At 69.2% G+C, this 19,992-nt stretch carries 17 protein-coding genes and 2 pseudogenes; 9 read left to right on the forward strand and 10 right to left on the reverse strand.

The genetic code is table 11. The annotated features are described in order from the left end of the window. Positions 1–170: 170 nt before the first annotated feature. Positions 171–1,559, reverse strand: coding sequence for a glycoside hydrolase family 43 protein (locus tag OG241_RS32725; protein WP_405820416.1), 1,389 nt, complete (start codon positions 1,557–1,559; stop codon positions 171–173). Positions 1,560–1,831: 272 nt separating this feature from the next. Between OG241_RS32725 and OG241_RS32730 the strand changes: the two genes are divergently transcribed. Beyond that, entirely contained in the window at positions 1,832–2,710 is an 879-nt protein-coding gene (locus OG241_RS32730) for a calcium-binding protein (RefSeq protein WP_405820418.1), read from the forward strand. A gap of 128 nt (positions 2,711–2,838) precedes the next feature. Further along, positions 2,839–3,396: a hypothetical protein gene (locus OG241_RS32735; protein ID WP_405820420.1), complete on the forward strand. Its 558-nt coding sequence runs from the start codon at positions 2,839–2,841 to the stop codon at positions 3,394–3,396. Positions 3,397–3,409: 13 nt separating this feature from the next. Here OG241_RS32735 and OG241_RS32740 read toward each other — a convergent pair whose 3' ends face one another. Then, positions 3,410–3,955, reverse strand: coding sequence for a DUF2165 domain-containing protein (locus OG241_RS32740; protein ID WP_405820422.1), 546 nt, complete (start codon positions 3,953–3,955; stop codon positions 3,410–3,412). Between the two features lie 146 nt (positions 3,956–4,101). Here OG241_RS32740 and OG241_RS32745 point away from each other — a divergent pair, with 146 nt between their 5' ends. Together OG241_RS32745 and OG241_RS32750 are read left to right on the forward strand one after the other, a co-directional pair. After that, a complete protein-coding gene (locus OG241_RS32745) occupies positions 4,102–7,512 on the forward strand; it encodes a tetratricopeptide repeat protein (protein ID WP_405820424.1) in 3,411 nt (1,136 codons plus the stop codon). Positions 7,513–7,719: 207 nt separating this feature from the next. Continuing rightward, positions 7,720–8,853 carry an ADP-ribosylglycohydrolase family protein gene (locus OG241_RS32750; protein ID WP_405820426.1) on the forward strand — a complete coding sequence of 378 codons (1,134 nt, stop codon included), beginning with the start codon at positions 7,720–7,722 and terminating at the stop codon, positions 8,851–8,853. Between the two features lie 218 nt (positions 8,854–9,071). On the opposite strand, the gene OG241_RS32755 is transcribed toward OG241_RS32750, so the two are convergent. Both OG241_RS32755 and OG241_RS32760 read right to left on the reverse strand, forming a co-directional pair. Continuing rightward, on the reverse strand, positions 9,072–10,637 hold the full coding sequence (locus tag OG241_RS32755; protein WP_405826529.1) for a sodium:solute symporter family protein: 1,566 nt from the start codon (positions 10,635–10,637) through the stop codon (positions 9,072–9,074). Between the two features lie 185 nt (positions 10,638–10,822). Then, positions 10,823–11,608 (reverse strand): SDR family oxidoreductase, encoded by a 786-nt coding sequence (locus OG241_RS32760; RefSeq protein ID WP_405820428.1) that lies wholly within the window; start codon positions 11,606–11,608, stop codon positions 10,823–10,825. 91 nt (positions 11,609–11,699) lie between these two features. Between OG241_RS32760 and OG241_RS32765 the strand changes: the two genes are divergently transcribed. The 3 genes and pseudogenes from OG241_RS32765 to OG241_RS32775 form a co-directional block, all read left to right on the forward strand. Then, positions 11,700–12,614 carry a hypothetical protein gene (locus OG241_RS32765; RefSeq protein WP_405820429.1) on the forward strand — a complete coding sequence of 305 codons (915 nt, stop codon included), beginning with the start codon at positions 11,700–11,702 and terminating at the stop codon, positions 12,612–12,614. A gap of 382 nt (positions 12,615–12,996) precedes the next feature. Beyond that, positions 12,997–13,485 carry a GNAT family N-acetyltransferase gene (locus OG241_RS32770; protein WP_405820431.1) on the forward strand — a complete coding sequence of 163 codons (489 nt, stop codon included), beginning with the start codon at positions 12,997–12,999 and terminating at the stop codon, positions 13,483–13,485. Positions 13,486–13,579: 94 nt separating this feature from the next. Continuing rightward, a pseudogene (locus tag OG241_RS32775) lies at positions 13,580–13,810 on the forward strand (transposase); the annotation flags it as partial. A 64-nt stretch (positions 13,811–13,874) separates the two neighbouring features. Here OG241_RS32775 and OG241_RS32780 read toward each other — a convergent pair. From OG241_RS32780 to OG241_RS32790, 3 genes are all read right to left on the reverse strand, one after another. After that, positions 13,875–14,531 carry a hypothetical protein gene (locus tag OG241_RS32780; protein WP_405820433.1) on the reverse strand — a complete coding sequence of 219 codons (657 nt, stop codon included), beginning with the start codon at positions 14,529–14,531 and terminating at the stop codon, positions 13,875–13,877. A 93-nt stretch (positions 14,532–14,624) separates the two neighbouring features. Then, the gene (locus OG241_RS32785; RefSeq protein WP_405820435.1) at positions 14,625–15,419 is read right to left on the reverse strand and encodes a class I SAM-dependent methyltransferase; all 795 of its coding nucleotides are present in this window, start codon (positions 15,417–15,419) and stop codon (positions 14,625–14,627) included. Positions 15,420–15,445: 26 nt separating this feature from the next. Continuing rightward, positions 15,446–15,757, reverse strand: coding sequence for a hypothetical protein (locus OG241_RS32790; RefSeq protein WP_405820437.1), 312 nt, complete (start codon positions 15,755–15,757; stop codon positions 15,446–15,448). 24 nt (positions 15,758–15,781) lie between these two features. Between OG241_RS32790 and OG241_RS32795 the strand changes: the two genes are divergently transcribed. Then, on the forward strand, positions 15,782–16,447 hold the full coding sequence (locus tag OG241_RS32795; protein ID WP_405820438.1) for a hypothetical protein: 666 nt from the start codon (positions 15,782–15,784) through the stop codon (positions 16,445–16,447). Positions 16,448–16,626: 179 nt separating this feature from the next. After that, positions 16,627–16,728 (forward strand): annotated as a pseudogene (locus OG241_RS32800) (IS5/IS1182 family transposase); the annotation flags it as partial. A gap of 685 nt (positions 16,729–17,413) precedes the next feature. On the opposite strand, the gene OG241_RS32805 reads toward OG241_RS32800, so the two are convergent. From OG241_RS32805 to OG241_RS32815, 3 genes are all read right to left on the reverse strand, one after another. Continuing rightward, the gene (locus OG241_RS32805) at positions 17,414–17,623 is read right to left on the reverse strand and encodes a DUF397 domain-containing protein (RefSeq protein ID WP_006380954.1); all 210 of its coding nucleotides are present in this window, start codon (positions 17,621–17,623) and stop codon (positions 17,414–17,416) included. A 229-nt stretch (positions 17,624–17,852) separates the two neighbouring features. Next, complete coding sequence (locus OG241_RS32810) at positions 17,853–18,710, reverse strand: helix-turn-helix transcriptional regulator (RefSeq protein WP_006380955.1); 858 nt, start codon at positions 18,708–18,710, stop codon at positions 17,853–17,855. 500 nt (positions 18,711–19,210) lie between these two features. Further along, positions 19,211–19,966, reverse strand: coding sequence for a GPP34 family phosphoprotein (locus OG241_RS32815; RefSeq protein ID WP_405820441.1), 756 nt, complete (start codon positions 19,964–19,966; stop codon positions 19,211–19,213). Between the last annotated feature and the right edge of the window lie 26 nt (positions 19,967–19,992).

Genomic DNA, 19,992 nt, shown 5'->3' on the forward strand with positions numbered 1-19,992 from the left:
TTGGCATGCGACTCCACCCCTCGATACCGGCCCCCGGATACCGGCGAGCGTCTCCCCTTCTGCTACCCGCTGTGGGCCGCCTCAGCCCTCTCAATCGCCGAGGCGGGGGTGGGGCGGGGTTTCCCGCCCACCCCGCCCGGCCGGCTACATCCTCGGCCGGTCCTCCGGGCTCAGTACCCCACGCGGAACGTGGCGTCCTGCTTCTCCGTGGTTGTCGAGATCGGGTCGATGCGCAGGACGTAGTTCGAGTGGCGTATGTACCGCGTCGGGTTGTTGTACGACTGGAAGGATGCCCAGGAGCTGTCCGCCAGGCCCGCCGTGCGGTAGAAGGTCGCGTCGCCGGCGAAGGTCGACGTGCCGTCGTTCACGTCGAGTTGGAGGGCGTAGTTGTAGTGCCGGAGGTAGCGCGTGGGGTAGTTGACCGACTGGAACGAGATGCCGGTGCTGTCCGCCAGGCCGGGGACGAGCTTCCACTCCGAGTCGGTGTACAGGTCGAAGGGGTACTCGTCGATGCGGCCCACGTAGTTGGCGTGACGGACGTAACGGGCCGGGAAGTTGTACGACTTGAGGCGGTTCCAGGCCGGGGCGCCCCACTTGGTGAGCAGGTTGTTGTACTCGGTCGTCGTGATCGTCGTGATGCCGCAGTGCTTGGAGTTGACCGGCTGCGTGTAGGTCTTCTGGTCGAGCGCGGTCCAGGTGCCGGAGGCCAGGTCGGAGGTCTGCCAGGCGTAGAAGACGCCGTTGGGGGTGTAGGTGTCGCCCCAGAGGTACCAGTTGTTCGACGTCAGCGACTTGTAGACCGTCGGGGCTTCCGTGCCGCCGTGGGCCACGCCCGCGCTGTACTCGGTGAAGCTGCCCGGGTTGAGGGAGGTGGAGCGGGCGGAGACGAGCGTCTGGTTCTTCTTGAAGAACAGGTAGTTGTAGCCGCCCACCCCGACCGCCATGTCACCGTCGATCACGTCGTAGCCCGGGTCGAAGAAGACCTGCGGAGCCGACGCCGTGACGAAGTCGCTGGTGTAGTTGACCATGATCACGTTGTGGCCGCTGGAGTTGACCGCCGAGTAGATCACCGCGTACTGGCCCCGGCCCGCGTCCCAGAACGCCTCGGGGGCCCAGCTGTGCGTGGTCATGTCGTGGAGTTTCAGGCGCCGGTAGCCGGTGAAGGTGCGCAGGTCGGCGGAGTCCCAGACGTGGATGTACTGGCTGTTGTACGACCAGTCCGTGCCCTTGAGGTCGGTGGCGATGGCGACGAACGTGCCGTCCTGCTTGCGCATGAGGAACGGGTCGCGCAGCCCGAGGGCGCCGGCGGTCGGGGTGACCACGGGGTTGTTCTGGTTCAGCGGCGTCCAGTTGAGCGAGTCGGTGCTGACGGCCAGGTGAAGGCCGTAGTCCGTGCCCGCGCCGAGGCTCGTCGACTCGGTGAAGTAGCACATCACGTACGCGGAGTCGGCCGCGTGGGCGGTGCCGGCGCCGAGGGTCAGGACGCCGGACGCGGCGAGCGGGGCGGTGGCGGCCATGCCGAGGAAGAGACGGCGGGACGGCTGGGGGCGTGCGCTCATCTTTGTCTCCAAGCGGGGGTGGATGCGGGTCCAGGAGGGGAGTGAGCGGCTGCGCGATCCGTGGGGATGGGGGACGTGAAAGGCGCAGCCAGGCAAGCGAATTGGTCGAGATTTCGAACTCGGTTCGGAAAGTCGATCAGAAGGTAGATCGCCCCACCCTGCTCGTCAATCACTCTGACGACGCTGTGGGGATTCTTTGCGCACAACCCTTCGTGCGCCCTGTGAGTCACCTGGGGGTGTTGAAAACGCCCGCTCCGCATGGAGGTTGTGCCATGTCCTCTCGCCCCGCAGGCCGCCGCGTCGGCCGAAAGGCACTCCGCACGGCCTCGGCCCTGACCCTGGCGGCCACCACCGCACTGACCGCCCTGGTCGCCCTGCCCGCCACCGCCGGCGCCGCGGAATCTGTGGCCACCGTGACGAAAGCTCCTGACGGCCGGTCCTTGATCTACACGGCGGCGCCGGGCCAGACCAACAACGTGAAAGTCACCGCGTCGAACGACGGCGGTATGTCGGTCGTCTTCTTCTACTACATCGACGACGTGGTCCCGATCGAGAGCCCGGGGGACTTCTGCCGCCACCTCGACCCCACGGACCGCACCCAAATCTCCTGCGAGCTGTACCTGGGGGATGACATCCAGGAGCACGTGGCACTGAACATGAAACTCGGCGACGGCAACGACGCCGTCGCCTACGACGACCAAACCGGTTTGTACAGAGACCCGACGGTGATCGACCTGGGCGCCGGAAAGGACACGTCGACCCACACCGGCGGCCTCGACTACAACCTGGTCTACGGCGGACCCGGCGACGACAACATCGCCGTGCACGGCAAGGGGCGCGTCTGGGGCCAGGACGGCAACGACACGATCTCTGCCGACGGCGAGGGGAGCCGAGTGGACGGGGGCGCGGGCAACGACCTCATTTCCGGCGGCGCGGGCCGGCAGACCCTGACCGGCGGCACCGGCAACGACACGGTCCGCGGTGGCACCGGCAACGACCTGATCTACGGCAGCCCCGGCAACGACGTCCTCTACGGCAACAGCGGCAACGACACGATCCAGGGCAACAGCGGCAACGACAAGCTGTACGGCGGTCCCGGCAAGGACGTCCTCAGCGGCGGCCCCGGCCGCAACGTCGTCCGCCAGAACTGACACCGGAACCCCACCCACCCGATGCCCTCCCCGGTCCTCGACCGTCCGGGGAGGGCATCGGCGTCGGAGTACGATGATCCGACCCCCGGCGGAGTACCCGGCGGCGGGTTCCGTAGCTGAGGAGATGCGTGACCGTGGCTGCCCGACGGCTTCCCTCATCGGTCTGGGTCACCGGTCTGACCTTGGGCGCGGTCGCCGCCGTAGGTGTGCTGGCGGTGAAGGCCGAGCAAGGTCCGCAGCCCCATGCCACCGCCGCCGCCAGGCCCAACGCCTCCGCGTCGGCGAAGCCCTCCGCCAAGCCCAGTAAGCCTGTCGACGTGGCCGTGCCTGATGGGTCGGGGACCGGGCGGCGGGTCGTCTACTCGCTCGGCCAGAAGCGGGTCTGGCTGGTCGACGCGAGCGAGCAGACGCGCCGTACGTTCGTGGTGTGGCCGGGCTCGGTGAGCCCCGCCCCGGGGAAGTACACGGTGGGGCAGCGGGACGAGGCCCGAACCGGCTCCGACGGCGTCGCGATCGAGCACGTCATGTTCTTCGCCGCCGGTTCCGCCTTCTCCAACGCCGTCGACGGCGCCTCACCTCGGCCCGTGTCCGGCGTCCAGACGGGCGGTATCCGCATGTCCAAGGCGGACGGCACCGCCCTGTGGGCCTTCGGGGACACGGGGACCGAGGTGACGGTCGTCAAGTAGCCGGCGCCGCTCCCTACGACTCCTCGGCCGCCGCTCGGGGCGTCCCCGCCGGCAGGTGCAGCACCAGCAGCACCACCCCGCTCAGCAGGAACACCCGCGTCGCCGCGTCCAGGCCGTTCCAGTCGTCCGACTGCCACATGGCGAACCACTCGCCGCCGATCGCGATGAAACCGGCGCCGAACAGCAGCATCAGCATCAGCAGGCCGTACGTCGAGACGCTCCGCGCCCGCTCGACGTCGCGCCGGACCCACAGCCAGGTACCGGCGACGAGGACGAACGCGGCGAGCGTCTCCCACGCGATGATCGCCACGTACGCCGCGTCCGCCAGGCCCTTCGACGTGATGGCGCGCCACATCAGGTCGTCGTCCTTGAACGTGGTGTCCATCGCGAGGACATGGCGCACGAACTGCTGGTTCGAATCGAAGTCGGTGATGTTGCCGAGCGCCACGAGGGCGATGTAGAGCGCGACGGTCGCCGTCAACACGGTCGCGGCGAGGGTGAGGGCGGTATGAGTGGGGGGAGTGGTACGCGTGGAGTGGGGGGTACCTGTTGTGGTCATGAGGCAACTCTATGGATCGGCTCGGGCACCGTCTCCACGTCCCCTGTCCCATTGACCTCCCGTTCACCGTAGGGGAGTTGGGTCAGACTGATGGACGAGGCAGAAGGTTCGCCACGACGCAGCGCATGACACAGGGAGACGTACGGATGGCTCAGGCCCCGCGGCCGTCGATGCGGCAGCTGATCCAGCAGCGCAGACGCGCCGGCTTCGTCGGCCGCAGTGCCGAACGGGCTGCCTTCCGGGCCAACTTCGACCTGCCGCCGGACGACGAACGCCACCACTTCCGCTTTCATGTGCACGGCAACGCCGGCGTCGGAAAGACGTTCCTCGTAAGGGAGTTGGAGCAGCAGGCGAAGGAACGCGGTGCGCTCACCGTCTACGTCGACGAGGGCGCCGGCGGTGTGCCGGAGGCGCTGGCGGTGATGTGCCGTCAGTTCGCCGCACAGGGAAGGCGGTTCAAGGAGCTGGAACGGCTCCTCGCGGCCCATCGTGAGCGGCGGCACGAGGCCGAGTCCGCCGTCGCGAGCCTCGAACCGCAGCCCGAGAGCGCCTCGGCCGCAGGTCCCTCGGCCGGCAGTCTGGCGGCCGCCCGGATCGGGCTGGTCGGCGCCGGACTCATCCCTGTCGTCGGACCGTTCGCCGGCGCACTCGACGCCGATCGGATCGCCCAGGGCGCCGACCGGGTACGGGCCGGGATCGCCGCCCGGCTGCGCAACCAGGACGACGTACAGCTCGTCCTCGCGCCCGAGCGGGTCCTCACCCCGGTGCTGCTCGCCGAGCTGGACGACCTCTGCGCGGCCGTGCCCTGGATCGTCCTGTTCCTCGACACGTACGAGCGCACCGGCCCGTTCCTCGACGGCTGGCTGCACGACATCATGACCACCGACCGCTACGGCGACCTCTCCTTCCCCGCCAACCTCGTCCTCGTCACCGCAGGTCAGCGGCCCTTCGACACGGGACGCTGGGGAGGCTTCGCCGACTTCGTCACCGAGGTGCCCCTCGGGCCGTTCACGGAGGCCGAGGCACGCGGACTGCTCGCCGACAGGGGCGTGACGGACGAGCCGGTCGTCGAGGAGGTACTGCGGCTCACCGGCGGGCTGCCGGTGCTGGTGTCGACCCTCGCCGCGGCCCGCCCCGCCGACCCGGACGACATCGGCGACCCGAGCGCGACCGCCGTCGAACGCTTCCTGAAGTGGGAGTCCGACCCCCTGCGCCGGGCCGCCGCTCTCGCCTGCGCGCTGCCCCGGCGCCTGGACGCGGACATCTTCCGGGCCGCTCTCCCCGCCCCGGCGCAGGCGCGGAACGAGGCCGAACTCGACCTGCTGTTCACGTGGTTGAGGGAGTTGCCCTTCGTGAGCGACCGGGGCGACCGGGTCCAGTACCACGACGTCGTACGAGCCCCCATGCTCCGTCTCCAGCGCCGCCGCTCCCCGCGCCGCTGGGCAGAGCAGCACAGCCGGCTGGCGGACACCTTCGCCGGCTGGCGCGCCGAGGCCGAAGTGCCGCTCCCCGCCGTCGAGTTGTGGGCGACGGAGGAGTGGCGGGAGCTGCGGTTCGCGGAGTCGTACCACCTGCTGTGCGCGTCCCCCCGTACCGCGCTGCCCCTCGTCCTGCGGGACGTCGTCGACGCCTGCGACCACGGGGAGGTGGTCGCCCGGCGCCTGGCCCGGGTGCTGGTGGAGGCCGGAGACGACAACGAGGCTTCAGCGGTACGAAGTTGGGGCCACGACCTCCTCGAAGCGCTCGCGGACGACGCAGCGGGCGGCGACAGCGACCCCCGTGGCGGGGAGGGCGGCGGAGAGGAGAGCGAGACCGGCGGAGTGCTGCGCGCGCTCGCGCTGCTCCTGGGCAGGGCCGGGCTCGACGCGCGCGGGCAGGCCGTCGCACGCATGCTGCGCGGGCGCGAACTGCGGCTGAGCGGGGCCTACGAGAGGGCCCTCGGCGAGTACGAACAGGCCCTCGCCCTCGATCCCGAGCTGGAGCGCGCCTACTACGGCCGGGGCGTCACCCGCGCCGAACAGCGCGACTACGCCGCCGCCATCGCCGACCTCGACCACGCCGACCGGCTCGCCCCCGACACGGCCCGCGTCCTCTTCGTACGCGGCGACTACCACCGCATCCTCGGCCACCACGAGGAAGCGGTCCGTGACCTGGACCGGGCCGTCGCCCTCGGCCCCGACCTGGCCGGCGCCTGGGCGTCCCGAGGCGTCACCAGGCACGGCACCGGCGACATCGAACAGGCCCTCGCCGACCTCGACCGGGCCCTCGAACTGGACCCCGAGCACGTGTGGGCGCTGGTCCGGCGGGCCAGGGTGCACCGCTCGCGCGAGGAGCGGGACCGGCAGTTCGCCGACCTGGACCGGGCGGTGGCCCTCGGCCCCGAGCTGGCCTGGGTCTGGTGCCAGCGCGGCGACGCGCTCCGGGTCGCCGGCCGCGACACCGAGGCACTCGCCGACTACGACCGGGCCCTCGAACTCGACCCGGCCTACGCCTCGGCGTACGCCAGCCGGGGCGTCTCCCACAGCCGACTCGGCCGCCACGAAGGGGGGTTGGCCGACCTCGACCGGGCGTTGGCGCTGCATCCGGCGTATCCCTGGGCGCTGGTGCAGCGCTCGGTGGTGCACCGGAGAACCGACGGATACGCGGCGTCGTACGAAGACGCCGACAGGGCCGTGGAGTTGGAGCCGGAGAGCGCGTGGGCCCTGTGGAACCGGGGCGAGGCGCTGCGCTGTCTGGGCCGGTTCGAGGAGGCACGCGCCGACCTGGACCGGGCGCTCGCACTGTCCCCGGACAGTGTGTGGGCGGTCGGCTGCCGTGGCGCCGTACTCCACGAACTACGGCTGTACGGCGAGGCGTTGGCGGATCTGGACCGAGCGGTTGCACTCGACCCCGACGGGGCCTGGCAGCTGATGCGCCGGATCATGACCCTGCTGGCGGTGGGCCGCCCCGAGGACGCCCGTACCGACCTCCACCGCTATCTCGTGATCGGCGACGACCTGGCCTGGGCGCACCACACCCTCGCGCAGCTCCACCTCCTGGACGGGCGCCACCAGGACGCGGCGGCGGCGCTCGCGGAGGCCGCGCGGCTCGGGCTCGTGGAGCCGGCCGGCCTGGAGGAGCTGACCCGCACCCAGCGCAGGGCGGGGGAGTGGCGGGCCGCCCGGGAGACGGCGGACCGGATGCGCGCCCTGCACGAGGCCGGCGGCGTCTTCTGCCTCGCCCTCGCGATCGCCGGGGAGCGCGGCCAGGACGCCGCCCGCCCGGTCTGGCGCGAGGCGGACCGGCTGGCCTCCGGCTGGGAGCTGACCGAGGGCGCCTCCGACTTCCTGCACGCGGTGATCGCGGCGGGTCTCGGCGACTGGGCGGACCTGGACGAGCATCTCGCCGGCCTGCTCACGGGAGTGCGGGAGTGGGTGGACGTGGCGTGGCTGGCCGACCTGCTGGGCGAGCTGGCGCGGGCACCGGGCGGTACGCCGGAGGAGGCGGAGCGGCTCGCCGTACGGCTGGCGCGGGTGCGGGAGGCGCGGGACGCGATCTGCGGACGGTACGCGCCCTGACCCAGCCGGGAGACGTGCGAGGCGTGTGAAGGGGGTGTGGGGGAGGGCGTAAGGCCCCCGATTGGTGACCAGCTGGGACCACTCATGCCCAGTCGGGCCAGATTCCGCATACCAATCCGGGCCCTGAGCAGACCGTTCCCGGTCGATTACAGTGCTGAGCTGTCAATCGTACGAACGCTGCTGTGAGGGAGGTCCGAGGTGGGCGTGATGACATCCGGTGGAGTGACCGGTGCCGCGTCCGGCGCGATCTGGGGCCGCTCCGAACAGCAGGACTTCCGCAGCCGGGTCCGCGGCACCCTGCTCGGCGCGGCTCTCGGCGACGCACTGGGCGCCCCGCTCGAAGGACTCACCCTCGACTCCATCCACGAGGCGTACGGCGCGGAGGGCCTCACCGATCTGGCGTTCGCGTACGGCAGACGCGGTGCGATCACCGACATCACCCAGCTCACCCTCTTCACCCTGGACGGCCTGATCCGCGCCCAGGTGCGCCGCGACACCGGCGCCTGGCATCCGCCGACCGACCTGCACCGCGCCTACCGCCGCTGGGCGGCCACCCAGAGCGACTGGGGGCCCGACGAGCGGCGCAAGGAGGACGGCTGGCTGGCCCGCGAGGAGTGGCTGTACGCCCGCCGCGACCCCGCCCTCGCCTGTCTGCTCGGCCTCGGCGACGAGACGATGGGCACCCTGGACGCGCCCAAGAACCCCGGTGAGGGGGGCGTGGAGGCGGCGGCCCGCTCGGGCCCGTTCGGGCTCCTGGTCGGCTGGGAGCCGCAGCTCGTGATGCAGCTGGCGGTGGAGTGCGCCGCGCAGACCCACGGCCACCCGACGGGCTACCTCGCGGCGGGCGCGTACGCCGTGATCGTGCACGGCCTGGCGCGCGGCGAGAGCCTCGACGCGGCGGTCCAGCGGGCGCTGGCCCTGCTGGCGGCGAGACCCGGCCACCAGCAGGTGGCGGAGGCCCTCCAGCGGGCCCTGGGCGCCGTACGCCAGGGCATCCCGTCCCCCGCGCGGGTCACGGACCTGGCCGGCGCCGGCACGGCGGAGGGACTCCTGGCGGTGGCGGTGTACTGCGCGCTGGTCGGCGAGGACGTTCGCCACGGCCTGTCCCTGGCGGTCAACCACGGCGGCTCCTCGGCCGCGACGGGCGCCCTGACCGGCGGCCTGCTGGGCGCCCTGCACGGCGAGACGGCCCTCCCACCCGCCTGGCTCGCGGAGCTGGAGGGCCGACCGACGATGCTGGTCATCGCCGACGACTTCGCCATGGAAATGACCCAGGGCCCGGCCCTGCACGGCCCAGCGGGCTCCTCACCGGGCTGGCTGGCACGGTACCCAAGGGCCTGAGGAGGCCCGTCCAGCCCGACCTTCTTTCCCGCCCACCCGCCCGTTCACCGCATGTATCCAGCCCAGGCCCAGGTATCTCAGCCCGTCCGGCGTTTGAGGACGAGGCCCCTTCAGGGCCGACAGGGGGGTCTGGGGGCGCAGCCCCCAGGAACGGGATGGGACGGGTAGGGGCGGCGGGGGCGACCTTCTCCCACGGCCACCCCCACCCACCCGCACACTCACTCCTTGCCGGGCGCCGCCTCCGCAGGCTCCGGCACAGCCACCCGCACCGACGCACTCCCGCCGTCGTCCCCGTCCGTGTTCACCGTCTCGATGATCGCCAACCGCTCCGGCGTGTCCTCGGGCCGCAGGAAACCGATCAGGATGTACAGCACCAGCGACACGGCCAGCGGGATCGACACCTGGTACTGGAGCGGCACCCCGCCGTCCACGCTCCAGTTGATCGGGTAGTTCACCAGCCAGAACGCGAGCAGCCCCATCGACCAGCTGCCCAGCGCCGCCGTCGGCCCCGACCGCCGGAACGGCCGCAGCAGACCCAGCATCATCGGAATCGCCATCGGACCCATCAGACCGGCCACCCACTTGATGACGACGGTGATGATGTCCTTGAACGCGGGGGAGTTGACCTGCGTCGCCGCGGCCATCGACAGCCCGAGGAAGACAACCGTCGTCACGCGCGCCGCGACCAGCCCCGACGAGTCCGTCCACGTCCGCGCCCGCTTCCAGACCACCGGAGCGACGTCCCGGGTGAAGACGGCGGCGATGGCGTTCGCGTCGGACGAGCACATGGCCATCGTGTGGGAGAAGAAGCCGACGATGACGAGCCCCAACAGGCCGTGCGGCAGCAGCTGTTCGGTCATCAGGGCGTAGGAGTCGGAACCGTCCGGCTTCTGCGACTGGACCAGCAGCGGGGACATCCACATCGGGAAGAACAGCACCAACGGCCAGACCAGCCACAGGACCGCCGACAGCCGCGCGGAGCGCTCGGCCTCCCGGGGGCTGGCCGTGGCCATGTACCGCTGGGCCTGGTTGAGCATGCCGCCGTTGTACTCGAACAGCTTGATGAAGAGGAACGCGAGCAGGAAGACGGTGCCGTACGGACCCACCAGGGGCTTGCCGTGACCCTGCAGCGCGGGCTCGTCCCAGACCCCGAAGAACCCTCCGTGGTCGTCGAGTTTGCCGACGACGGCCACGAACATGGCGATACCGGCGAGGAGTTGGATGACGAACTGTCCCAACTCCGTGAGTGCGTCGGCCCAGAGCCCGCCGATCGTGCAGTAGACGGCGGTGATCGCGCCGGTGATGAGGATGCCCTGGTTGAGGGACATGCCGGTGAAGACGGACAACAGGGTCGCGATGGCGGCCCACTTGGCGCCCACGTCCACGATCTTCAGCAGCATCCCGGACCAGGCCAGGGCCTGCTGTGTCTTCAGGTCGTACCGGTTCTTCAGGTACTCCAGCGGGGACGCCACATGGAGCCGGGACCGCAACCTGTTGATGCGGGGCGCGAACAGCTTGGAGCCGATGGCGATGCCGAGGGCGATGGGAAAGGACCAGGTGACGAAGGACGTGACGCCGTACGTGTACGCGATACCGGCGTAACCCGTGAACATCACCGCGCTGTATCCGGACATGTGATGGGAGATGCCGGACAGCCACCAGGGCATCTTCCCGCCCGCGGTGAAGAAGTCGCTGACATTGTCGACCCGTTTGTGGGACCAGACACCGATGGCGACCATCACACCGAAGTACGCGATGAGCACGGTCCAGTCGAGACCGTTCATGTGCTCCCTCCCAGGGGCGTCGAGCAGGTCGAGCGCGGGTGTCGAGCGCCCGCTCATCGTCGATTCGCTGGCATGGCAGCGACAACAGCTCGTATGGTCAAGAGGGAGTAAAGAAGTTCGCCGCACTGACCTTGGTTCATGTCCATGAACTCGGCGCGACCACTGAAAGTTTGGCGGAATATCAGCTACCGCATCAGCTCACCCGCGTTCACCAGCAACGACTGTCCGGTGATGGCCCGAGCCCGCTCCGACGCCAGGAACGCCACCGCGTCCGCGACATCCCCGTCCGTGGCCAGCTCGGGCAACGCCATCCGCTCCGCGAGCCGCCGCCGCACCTCGGTCTCCGGCACCCCCTCCCCCTGGGCCGTGAACCGCACGTACGCCTCCACCGGCGGCCCCCACATCCACCCCGGCAGCACGGTGTTGACCCGTATCCGGTGCGGTCCCAACTCCCGGGCCAGCGAGTACATCGCGCTCGTCAACGCCCCTTTGGAGGCGGCGTACGCGGCCTGCCGCACCTGCGAGGGCGCGGCCACGGCGGACTGCGTCCCGATGAACACCACGCTCCCGCCCCGCTCCTTCAGTGCCGGCAGACAGGCCCGTGTCATCCTCAGCGTGCCCAGCAGGTTCACGTCGACGACCCCCGCCCAGCTCTCGAAGTCCGCGTCCTCGATCCCCCCGAAGTAGCTGTCCCAGGCGGCCACATGAACAACCGCGTCGATCCGCCCGAACCGCTCGCACGCCAGCGCGGCCAGCGCCCGACACTGCCCCTCGTCGGTGATGTCGGTCGTCCGGTACGCCGTCCGCGCCCCGTCCGGATCCAGCTCGGCGGCGGTCTTCGCGAGCTGCGCCTCGGTACGCGCCCCGAGCGCGACGTTTCCCCCGTCCCGCAGGACAGCCGCCACGACCTGACGCCCCAGCCCGGCACCGACACCCGAGACGACCACGGTCTTCCCTGTGAGCAGCGACATCGAAGCCCTCCCCGACTCTGGCGGATTATCTGACGGAGCGTCAGAGTATGGGCGTCCGAAGGAGGAAGGAAGAGGAGGAGAGGGGATGGACATGGACGAGAAGGGAACGGCAGGGAAGGGAACAGTCGCGAACGAGGAGGCCGGGAGCGGGGAGGCCGGGAACGAGACGATCGAGGAGACCCGCAGTGAGGTGTACGCCGAACTCGCGGCCCTCGGCCCGTACGGCGTCCACCCGGGCCACGCGCTCATCACCATGGTCGAGCCGCACCTGGGCCATGAACGTCAGTACAATCGTTGGTACGAAGACGATCACTACTACGCGGGCGCGATGGCCATGCCCTGGATGTTCTCGGGCCGCCGCTGGGTGGCGACCCGGGACCTCCAACTCCTGCGCTACCCAGAGAAGTCGGCGGTGGCGCAACCGGTCACGGCGGGCTGCTACCTCTCCACCTACTGGATCACCCAGGGCCGCTACGCAGACCACATGCGCTGGACCGTCGGCATCAACAAACGGCTCAATCGCGACGCCCGGGTCTACCAGGACCGTACCCACGTCTTCACCGCGTTCCAGGACCACGAGACGACCGTCTACCGGGACGGCGACGCCGGCCCCCGTGACTTCCACGCCCTCGACCACCCTTACGCGGGGCTGGTGTTGCAGGTCATCGACGCCGAAAGTCCGGTGGCGCGGGCGGAGTTGCTGGAGTGGCTGCGGACCCGGTACCTGCCCGGGAAGCTGGCCGGGTCGCCCGCCGCGATGGTCACCGTCTTCCACCCGACTCCGCTGCCCGGTGACCGGATGACGTACGTGAAGCAGGTCGAGGGCGTGGACGTACGGCTGACGCTGCTGTGGTTCCTGGAGGCGGATCCACGGGACTGCTGGGAGGGGCACTTCACGGGCCTGGAGGAGGCGGTCAACGAAGTCGGCCTCGGGCGGGTGGAGTTTGTAGCGCCGTTCATTCCGACGGTGCCGGGGACGGACCTGTACGTTGCCGAGCTGCGTTGACCAGAGAGCCTCGCGGTGAGGTAGCCGTCGGAGTGGTTCAGGAGCGTGGCCGTATGGGTCGGCTCACTGGCGGGGGGCCGTCCAACTGTGTGCGGTGTGCAAGCTGTTGAGGGTCACCCTCTTCCCGGTTGGAGGTAATGCGCTGCACGCCCAGGTGGAGATTCGTGCGGACCGTGCCTTCGAGTGCCGGACGCAGTTGGCCGGACAGCCGCTCGCGGGCTTCGAACCTCGGATGCTCCGAGGTCTTCACCAACCCCGCTGCCTATGGGCTGTCCCGTAAAGGATCTTCCGATCGGTGCGGGCGCGGTCTGCCGTGGGCTGAGGAAACGGGTTGGCGCCACGTGGGATCGGCGTGGATGCTGACTGGCCGGAGGTACCTAAGATGATCGATGTTGTACTGAGGCTGTCAGCCCGTGATCTGGTGCATGCGGACCTGGCGTCGTGCGGGTGGGCGGGGTCTGACCACCACTTGGCCGGCGTCGCCCAGCAGTTGGAACGCGCCCGGGCTGGTGAGGTCGACTACCTGGCGGTCTGCCCTGGGACGGACATCCCTGTGGCGAAGGGCGGTGTCGACTACCAGGCCAGGGAGGGAGTCGGCACGTTGTGGCAGCTGGCAGTCCACCCCGCATTGCAGTCGTGTGGGATCGGCACGTTCCTTGTCGAAGCCGCGGAGCTGCGGATCAGGAACCGCGGTCTGCGGGGGGCCGAGCTGGCTGTGGAGGAAGGCAACCCCCGGGCTCGTTCGCTGTACCAGCGACTGGGCTATGTCGCGTACGACCGCCGGCCGGACTCGTGGGACGAACAAGCCCCCGATGGATCGTTGCGCCGTCACGAAACGATGTGCACGTTGATGCGGAAGGAACTCTCCTAAAGGGGTGTCCTGCAAAGATCTTCGACGGGCCCGGCAACTGGGGGCTATCCCATAACCGCTCGGGCCGCGTCGAGGAACGCCAGCCGGTTGTCCTCCAGGAACCGGACTCGTCATTCCGCACCGACGCGAACGCGGCCAGACCGAGCTGCCGGACTGGAAAGTGGAACACAACAAACCCCACAAGCAGGTCCGCGCCCGCGTCGAGCACGTCTTCGCCCGCATGAAGACCTGGAAGATCCTCCGCGACTGCCGCCTCAAAGGCGACGGAGTCCACCACGCCGTGCTCGGCATCGCCCGGATGCAGAACCTCGCCCTCGCCGGGTAGGCGAGACGACCCACAAGGACCGACCCCGCCCGAGGCGACTTAGAGATCATTTACGGGACAACCCTTAGCTGCTGCCGTCCGACTCCTGCCGCAAACTTCCCTCAGGCTCGACGCAGTTGGCCCACCAGGCAGCCACAGCCCTTCTGCTCTGCAGATGGACCAAGCGCACGTGGCCGTACTCAGGCCGGTCCAGCAGTTCCGGAATCACCGAGCGGTACTTCTCAGGTTCGCGCCAGGCCGAGTGGAACAACCGGTCGCGCCAGGCCGCCCACAGCGATTGTCGGCAGCCAGGAAAGACATCCTCGCGTCGCACGAACTGCCGGACTGTCCTTCTGAGTACCCGTGAGAAGGAGACTCGTCGCGGCAGGTCAAGCCACACAACGGTATCGGCTTGAGCCCACACGAGATCGGCGACCTGCCTGAAGTAGCTACCTGCGATGATCCAACGCTCGTTGGTAAGCACCTTCTGCGTCCGCTCACGGAACACGTTGAGCTCGACACGACTCCAAGCTGGCCCCCAGAACAGCAGGTCTAGGTCTGTGACCGGTGTCTCCAGGGTCTCCCCGAGGGCCCTGGCCAACGTGGTCTTGCCGGACCCCGCAGCCCCCACCATTACGATTCGCTTGATCATCTGCTTCAGGATGCCAACGGCCTGCTTCCGAATCAACGCCCACAGCAGCGCCATTGGCTGCACCACCCAGAACCCGCCGTCCTCGCTCACACGCTCAAGGGCGGCAGGCTCTCTCAGCGAACGATCAGGTGATCAGCTACTGAGTGACGTCAACCGAGAACTGGCACCGTGGAAGGGTGATCCTTAGCTCGGTTTCCAGGCGGTGAGCTGGAAGAGCCGGGCAGTGTGCATGTAGGGCGACCGTGCGGTGGTGGCGAGTTCGAGGCGTTCGAGGGCTGCGTAGAAGTCCGGTTCGTGCTTGCGTGCGTCGTTGGTGATGTAGTCGCAGAAGCTGCGGATGCCGTAGTGGGCGATGTCCCGGCATCCGAGCTCCCGCAGGGTGCGGATGACCTCTTCAGCTGTGTGGAGTGTCAACGCCGAGTTGAACATCTGCGTCCGTGCCTGATCGGTGTCGAGTGCGGCGAGCGCGGCTGCGGGGTCCATCTCCCGGACGGCGATGTTCAAGGGCGCCGAATGCCGGTTGATCGCCATGACGGAGATCAGGCCCCCGGCCTTCACCGGGGAGAGTGCCGAGGCGAGAGTGCCTGAGACGTCGTTCATGTATTGCAAAAGGTTATGGCAGAGCACGACATCGAATTCCCCGTTGGCGAGGTCGCGGGGCAGATCGGTCGCGTCGGCCTCGACGCAGCTGATCAGCTCCGTCACGCCGCCTGCCACGGCTCGCTCGGTGGCCGCTGCGAGCATGGCGGGTGCGTAGTCAACGATGGTGACATGGTGCCCGCGGGCCGCGAGGCGGACGGCGTCTCCGCCGTCGCCGCCGGCGAGGTCGAGTATCCGCAGCGATTCGCCGCCCATGTCGCCAAGGTGACGGAGCAGGTTTGCCTCAGCGATCGAGTAGCGCAGTCGTCCCCAGGGGGCGTCCTGCCACTCCTGCCAGGCGGTTATCGCGGTGTTGAACTTCTCAAGATCTTCAGCCATCGGGCGACGATAGCGGCCTGGCGCCCTCAGCCGGTGTTGCCTTGTGCGGCGGCCTGGGCCTGGGTGATGGCGAGGCGGTAGGGCTCGGTGCCGGTCTGGATGACTTGCAGCGGAAGGTGATCCGGATTCAACGAGCGGGCACCAGCAGGATTTCTGCGAACCGGCCCCACAGCCCTGGAACACGCACTCACCTCACGGGACCCACCAGCGAGGTTCAAAGACGGGTTCTGACCAGTACTGTCGACGTCTTCGGCGTCGCCCACTGGCTGCTTGCCAACCGCGCTCCGCAGCCCGGCGGCGATGCCCGGCCCTTCGACGCTCTGGTCGTCTCCGTCCATCCGGGCGGCAGCGTCGAACTCACCGTGCTGAGCGCCGTTCGGGCCCGCTGGCCGCACCTGGACCGCCTGCCCGACGGCGGGTTCGTCGTCGCGGCATCCCGCACCCGCCGGTACGAGGACGCGGACCAGGTCCAGGTCCAGGTCTTCGACGCGCTCGGCTGCGAGGCCTCGTCCTTCTCCGTCGGGGACGCCATCGAGCACCTGCTCGTGGACGAGGCCGGCCACGTCTGGGTGGGGCACTTCGACGAGAACCCGGCCGGAATCCGCCGCTGGAGCCCCACAGGCCACATCTACTGGACGTCGGACGGCGAAAGCATCCCCGGCCTCTTCGACTGCTACGCCCTGAACGTGTCGGGCACCACCGCCTGGGCGTGCACGTACACGGACTTCCCGCTCGTCGAGATACGCCCCGACCGGCCCGTGAGGGTGTGGGCGAACCGAGTGCGGGGCGCCAAGGCGGTGGCTGTCCACGGCGAGCGGGTCGCCTTCTACAGCGGCTACGGAGAAGAGCTGGACTGGCTCACCCGCGGAGAGCTCACCGAAGCATCCGTCGAGCCAACGGACGTCGACCTGCTCACCCTGCCCGACGGCCACCTTCCCGGCCGCCGCCGGGTCGTCGGCAGGGGAAGCAGGATCTACGTCCAGGCCGAGCCGTTCACCCCGTGGGGCGTGTTCGACCTCAGCAGCTGAAGGCCGCAGCGCGTGGCAGCGAGGATTCGTACGGTCTTCGACGCGCAGGCGCCCGGCGCTCTTCTACTGCGTCGGCCATCTGACGTCACCTGCGGGCCCATTCTGTGCTTCGGAGTTGTCCATCCGTGCCAGGTACCGTGCTCGGTCACAGATGTGCTGGACCGGATCGCCGGGGCGCTGTCCGCGGATGGAAGATCCTCCGCGACTGCCGCCTCAAAGGCGACGGAGTCCACCACGCCGTGCTCGGCATCGCCCGGATGCAGAACCTCGCCCTCGCCGGAGGCGAGCGGCCCGCACGACGGCCAACGACGCCCGAGGCAGCTCGGAGATCATTTACGGGACAACCCTTAGGGTGAGAGTTGATGAGCCGGGAGGTCGGCGGGATCTCCCGCTACGGCCGGTCTCGGCATCCGGCGTCTCCTCTGCATCCTCCCCATGTCCGGCTCACGCCGTGCTCCACAGGGGAGCCGGGCTACGAGGACTACCGCCAGGCTCGCGTCGCACCGGGCGGCCCGGCCCGACGGTCCCGGGTGCCGACTCGGTGTGGCTTGTTCATGCGGATCTCCTGGTGGCGGACCGGACCTCGGCCCAGCCCATGGCGCGGATGAAACCGCCGGCGTGTTTCACGCGGCTGGTGACCTGTGCGCGCCCCGTCGAGAGCGGCGAGATCATCTTGGCTGAGATGGTCAGCAGGACGGACGCTTCGGTGGTGCTGAGGGTCTCGATGGCGCGGGCCGGGGCGGGGCGCTGGCGGGGGCTGGCCGGATCGCTCTGGCCAGTGGTGTCGTGCTGTACGTCGACGACTCGCCAGCCCCCGCGGCGGGCGTAGACGTCGTCGGCGTGCAGGAGCGGTTGTGGTGGCTCGGGTCTCCGGGCACGGCCGAGCCCCCTCGGCCAGGACGGCGGGCCAGTCGAGAGGGCTCTTTCTGTGCTGCTTATGGAGTTGTGAGAAGTGGCCGTGAAACATCAGATGAGGTCGGACGCTCCCCGGCTGATCTCTGCCACGAACGAGTTCCATGAGTCGGCCGGGAAAGCCAGCGTCGGTCCTGCCGGGACCTTGGAGTCCCGGACCGACATCGCCGCGAGAACCGGGGACTTGACCTCGACACACGCGCCGTTGCCCGTGGAGTACGAGGACTTCGTCCAGGTGCTCGTGGCGCCTTGCTGAATTGCCATGTTCGCTCCGCTTTGACCAGGGGGTGAGTTGCTGTCGCCGACCGGAGGGCGCCCTGCGGAGCCCTCGGCACGGTTTGCGCCAACGTTGTTCCTCGATGGCCTGATCGACGCTACTCGCCAACGCCCTTATGCGGACCAACCGTTCACTCGACCGGGTGGCATATACCAGCTGGGTCTTCCACTGGCGTGATGCGGAGGTGTACTGTGCGGCCCTTGCTTCTCCAGGGCGTCAGCGTGCGTACTCTTTCGCCAAGTCCGCGATGAATTGCCGGGATTGGTCCACGTTCAGGGCCTGTGCCCGCAAGTGTTCGTACATGACGCTGTACTTCTGAACGTCCTGCGCCTTCTCCAGATAGAGGTCGCTGGTGACGCCCTCGATGTAGACCACGCTGGAATCGGCCGCGTCGGGGAACTCCAGGATCGCGTACTGGCCGTTGAGGCCCGGGTGGGCGCCCATCTCGAAGGGGATGACCTGCACCGTGACGTGCGGCAACTGCGACTGCTCGACCAGGGACTCCAACTGCTCCCGCATCAGCAGCTTGTTGCCCACGAGCCGGCGCAGCGCCGCCTCGTCGAGCACCGTCCACAGGCGCAGCGGGTTCTCCACGGCGGTGATTCGTTCCTGCCGACGCAGCCTGACCTGGACCCGGTTGTCGATGTCGCTGGAGGCCGTCTCCGGCAGCGCGCCGGTGATGAGTGCCTCCGCGTACGGACGGGTCTGCAAAAGCCCCGGGATGACCTGGGGGTCGTAGACGCGCAGCGACGCCGCGTCCGTCTCCAGTCCGATGTACACGCTGTACGGGACGTCCCCGAACGCGTGCCACCAGCCCTGCTGGCGGGAGTCCTTGGCCATCTCCATCAGGGAGTCGACCATCCGCTGGTCCTCGACCTCGTAGACCCCGCACAGGTCGCGGACATCGCGCTGGCTGATGCTGCGGCGGCCGTTCTCCAGCCTGCTGATCTTCGACTGGGAGACCAGCAGCCGCTCGGCGACCTCTTCGGCCGTCATGCCCTTCTGTTCGCGCAGCCTGCGCAACTCCTGGCCGAGTCGGCGTCGCCTGACGGTGGGATTGACGTTGGACGCCATGGGACGTGCACCTCCGGCTGCGTGCCTGTACTTGCCACTTTCCGTATCTGCTGTTGAGCAGACTGCCACCAAGGTGCGTGGTACCGCTGGGAAACTGCGGATATGCGGTGCCGAGGCGGGAGATATGCGCGCGGTACACGCCAGTTCGGCGGATTCCGCTTATCCTCCCGGGTCCGTTTCCGGTCGTCTTCGGACCCGCATGTGCCGGACGGCATGTGCCGGATGCCCATTGGGTGCCTGTCGACTGCCCGCTGAGTGCCTGCGGCTGCCTGCTCTGGGCAACTGGCCCCGGACATGCGGCCGCGCGGGGCGGTGAGGGCCGTGTCGGAGTCCGTGCGGACATCCTTACGTTCCCTCACCGACCCGCGCGGGCCGACGGCTCCCGAACCGGTCTTGGGGACTGCGGTGCGGCGCTGTTGAGGTCTTGCGTGGTGCGCGTGCGGGTCCTGCGGGGTCGTACGGGTGCCTCGCGGAACGGGTGTTCGCCGTGGGACTGCGGCTCAGTGAGCCACGGCGCGCGCCATCGATCCGCGGTGCGGTTGCATCGGAACGCCGCGTGCGGGCTCCGGTGCGGGCCTGGCTCCGGGGGCGGCCTGACGGCCGGCCGGTGCCGGGCTGCGGCGCGGTTGGACCGCGACGCCGTTCTGCACGTCCATGACAGCGTGGGCCACCAGACCGCCCATGGGGTCGTGCCGGATCAGGTCCCGCAGCCGGGAGCGGGACGAACGTCCCTCGTTACCCGGATACAGGTGCTTGCCGAGACCGACCGCATGGGCCAGCGCGGCGAGCGCTGCCGTCCGCGGGTCCGGCGGGACGCCGGTGCGGATGGCGGTGTCCAGTCGGGCTCTGATCTCCCGGCTGATCTCCGTGTCCGTCGCCTGATAGCGAGTTGTCGGCAGCACCCCGCACATCTGTCCCGCCACGGCATGAACCATGCCGCACCGCTCGAGATGCGAGAGGTAGGTCTGACGCAGCCCCAGGCGGGGCCCGCCAATCCAGTTGACTGCGCGTACGGGTGCTCCGCGTCGGCGAAGCAGTTCCAACGCACTGTCGAGTGTTGGATCTCCAGTCGGCCGTGGAACGACCACGGCGATACGATCCCCGTCCGGGGCTATTCGTCCGGCCATCGCCAGCTCCACTAGCTGTGCTCCGGCCAGACCGAGGTCGAGCGACTGCGGCTGTGCGGTGGTACCCGTGGCCGGGTCCAACGCCAGCAGAAGAAGCTCTTCCGGAATTGATCTGCGGCTCCTGCCCATCCATGCCTCCCCGCGTGGATGAATGA

It is taken from the genome of Streptomyces sp. NBC_01390, assembly GCF_045040105.1.
Taxonomy (GTDB): Bacteria; Actinomycetota; Actinomycetes; order Streptomycetales; family Streptomycetaceae; genus Streptomyces.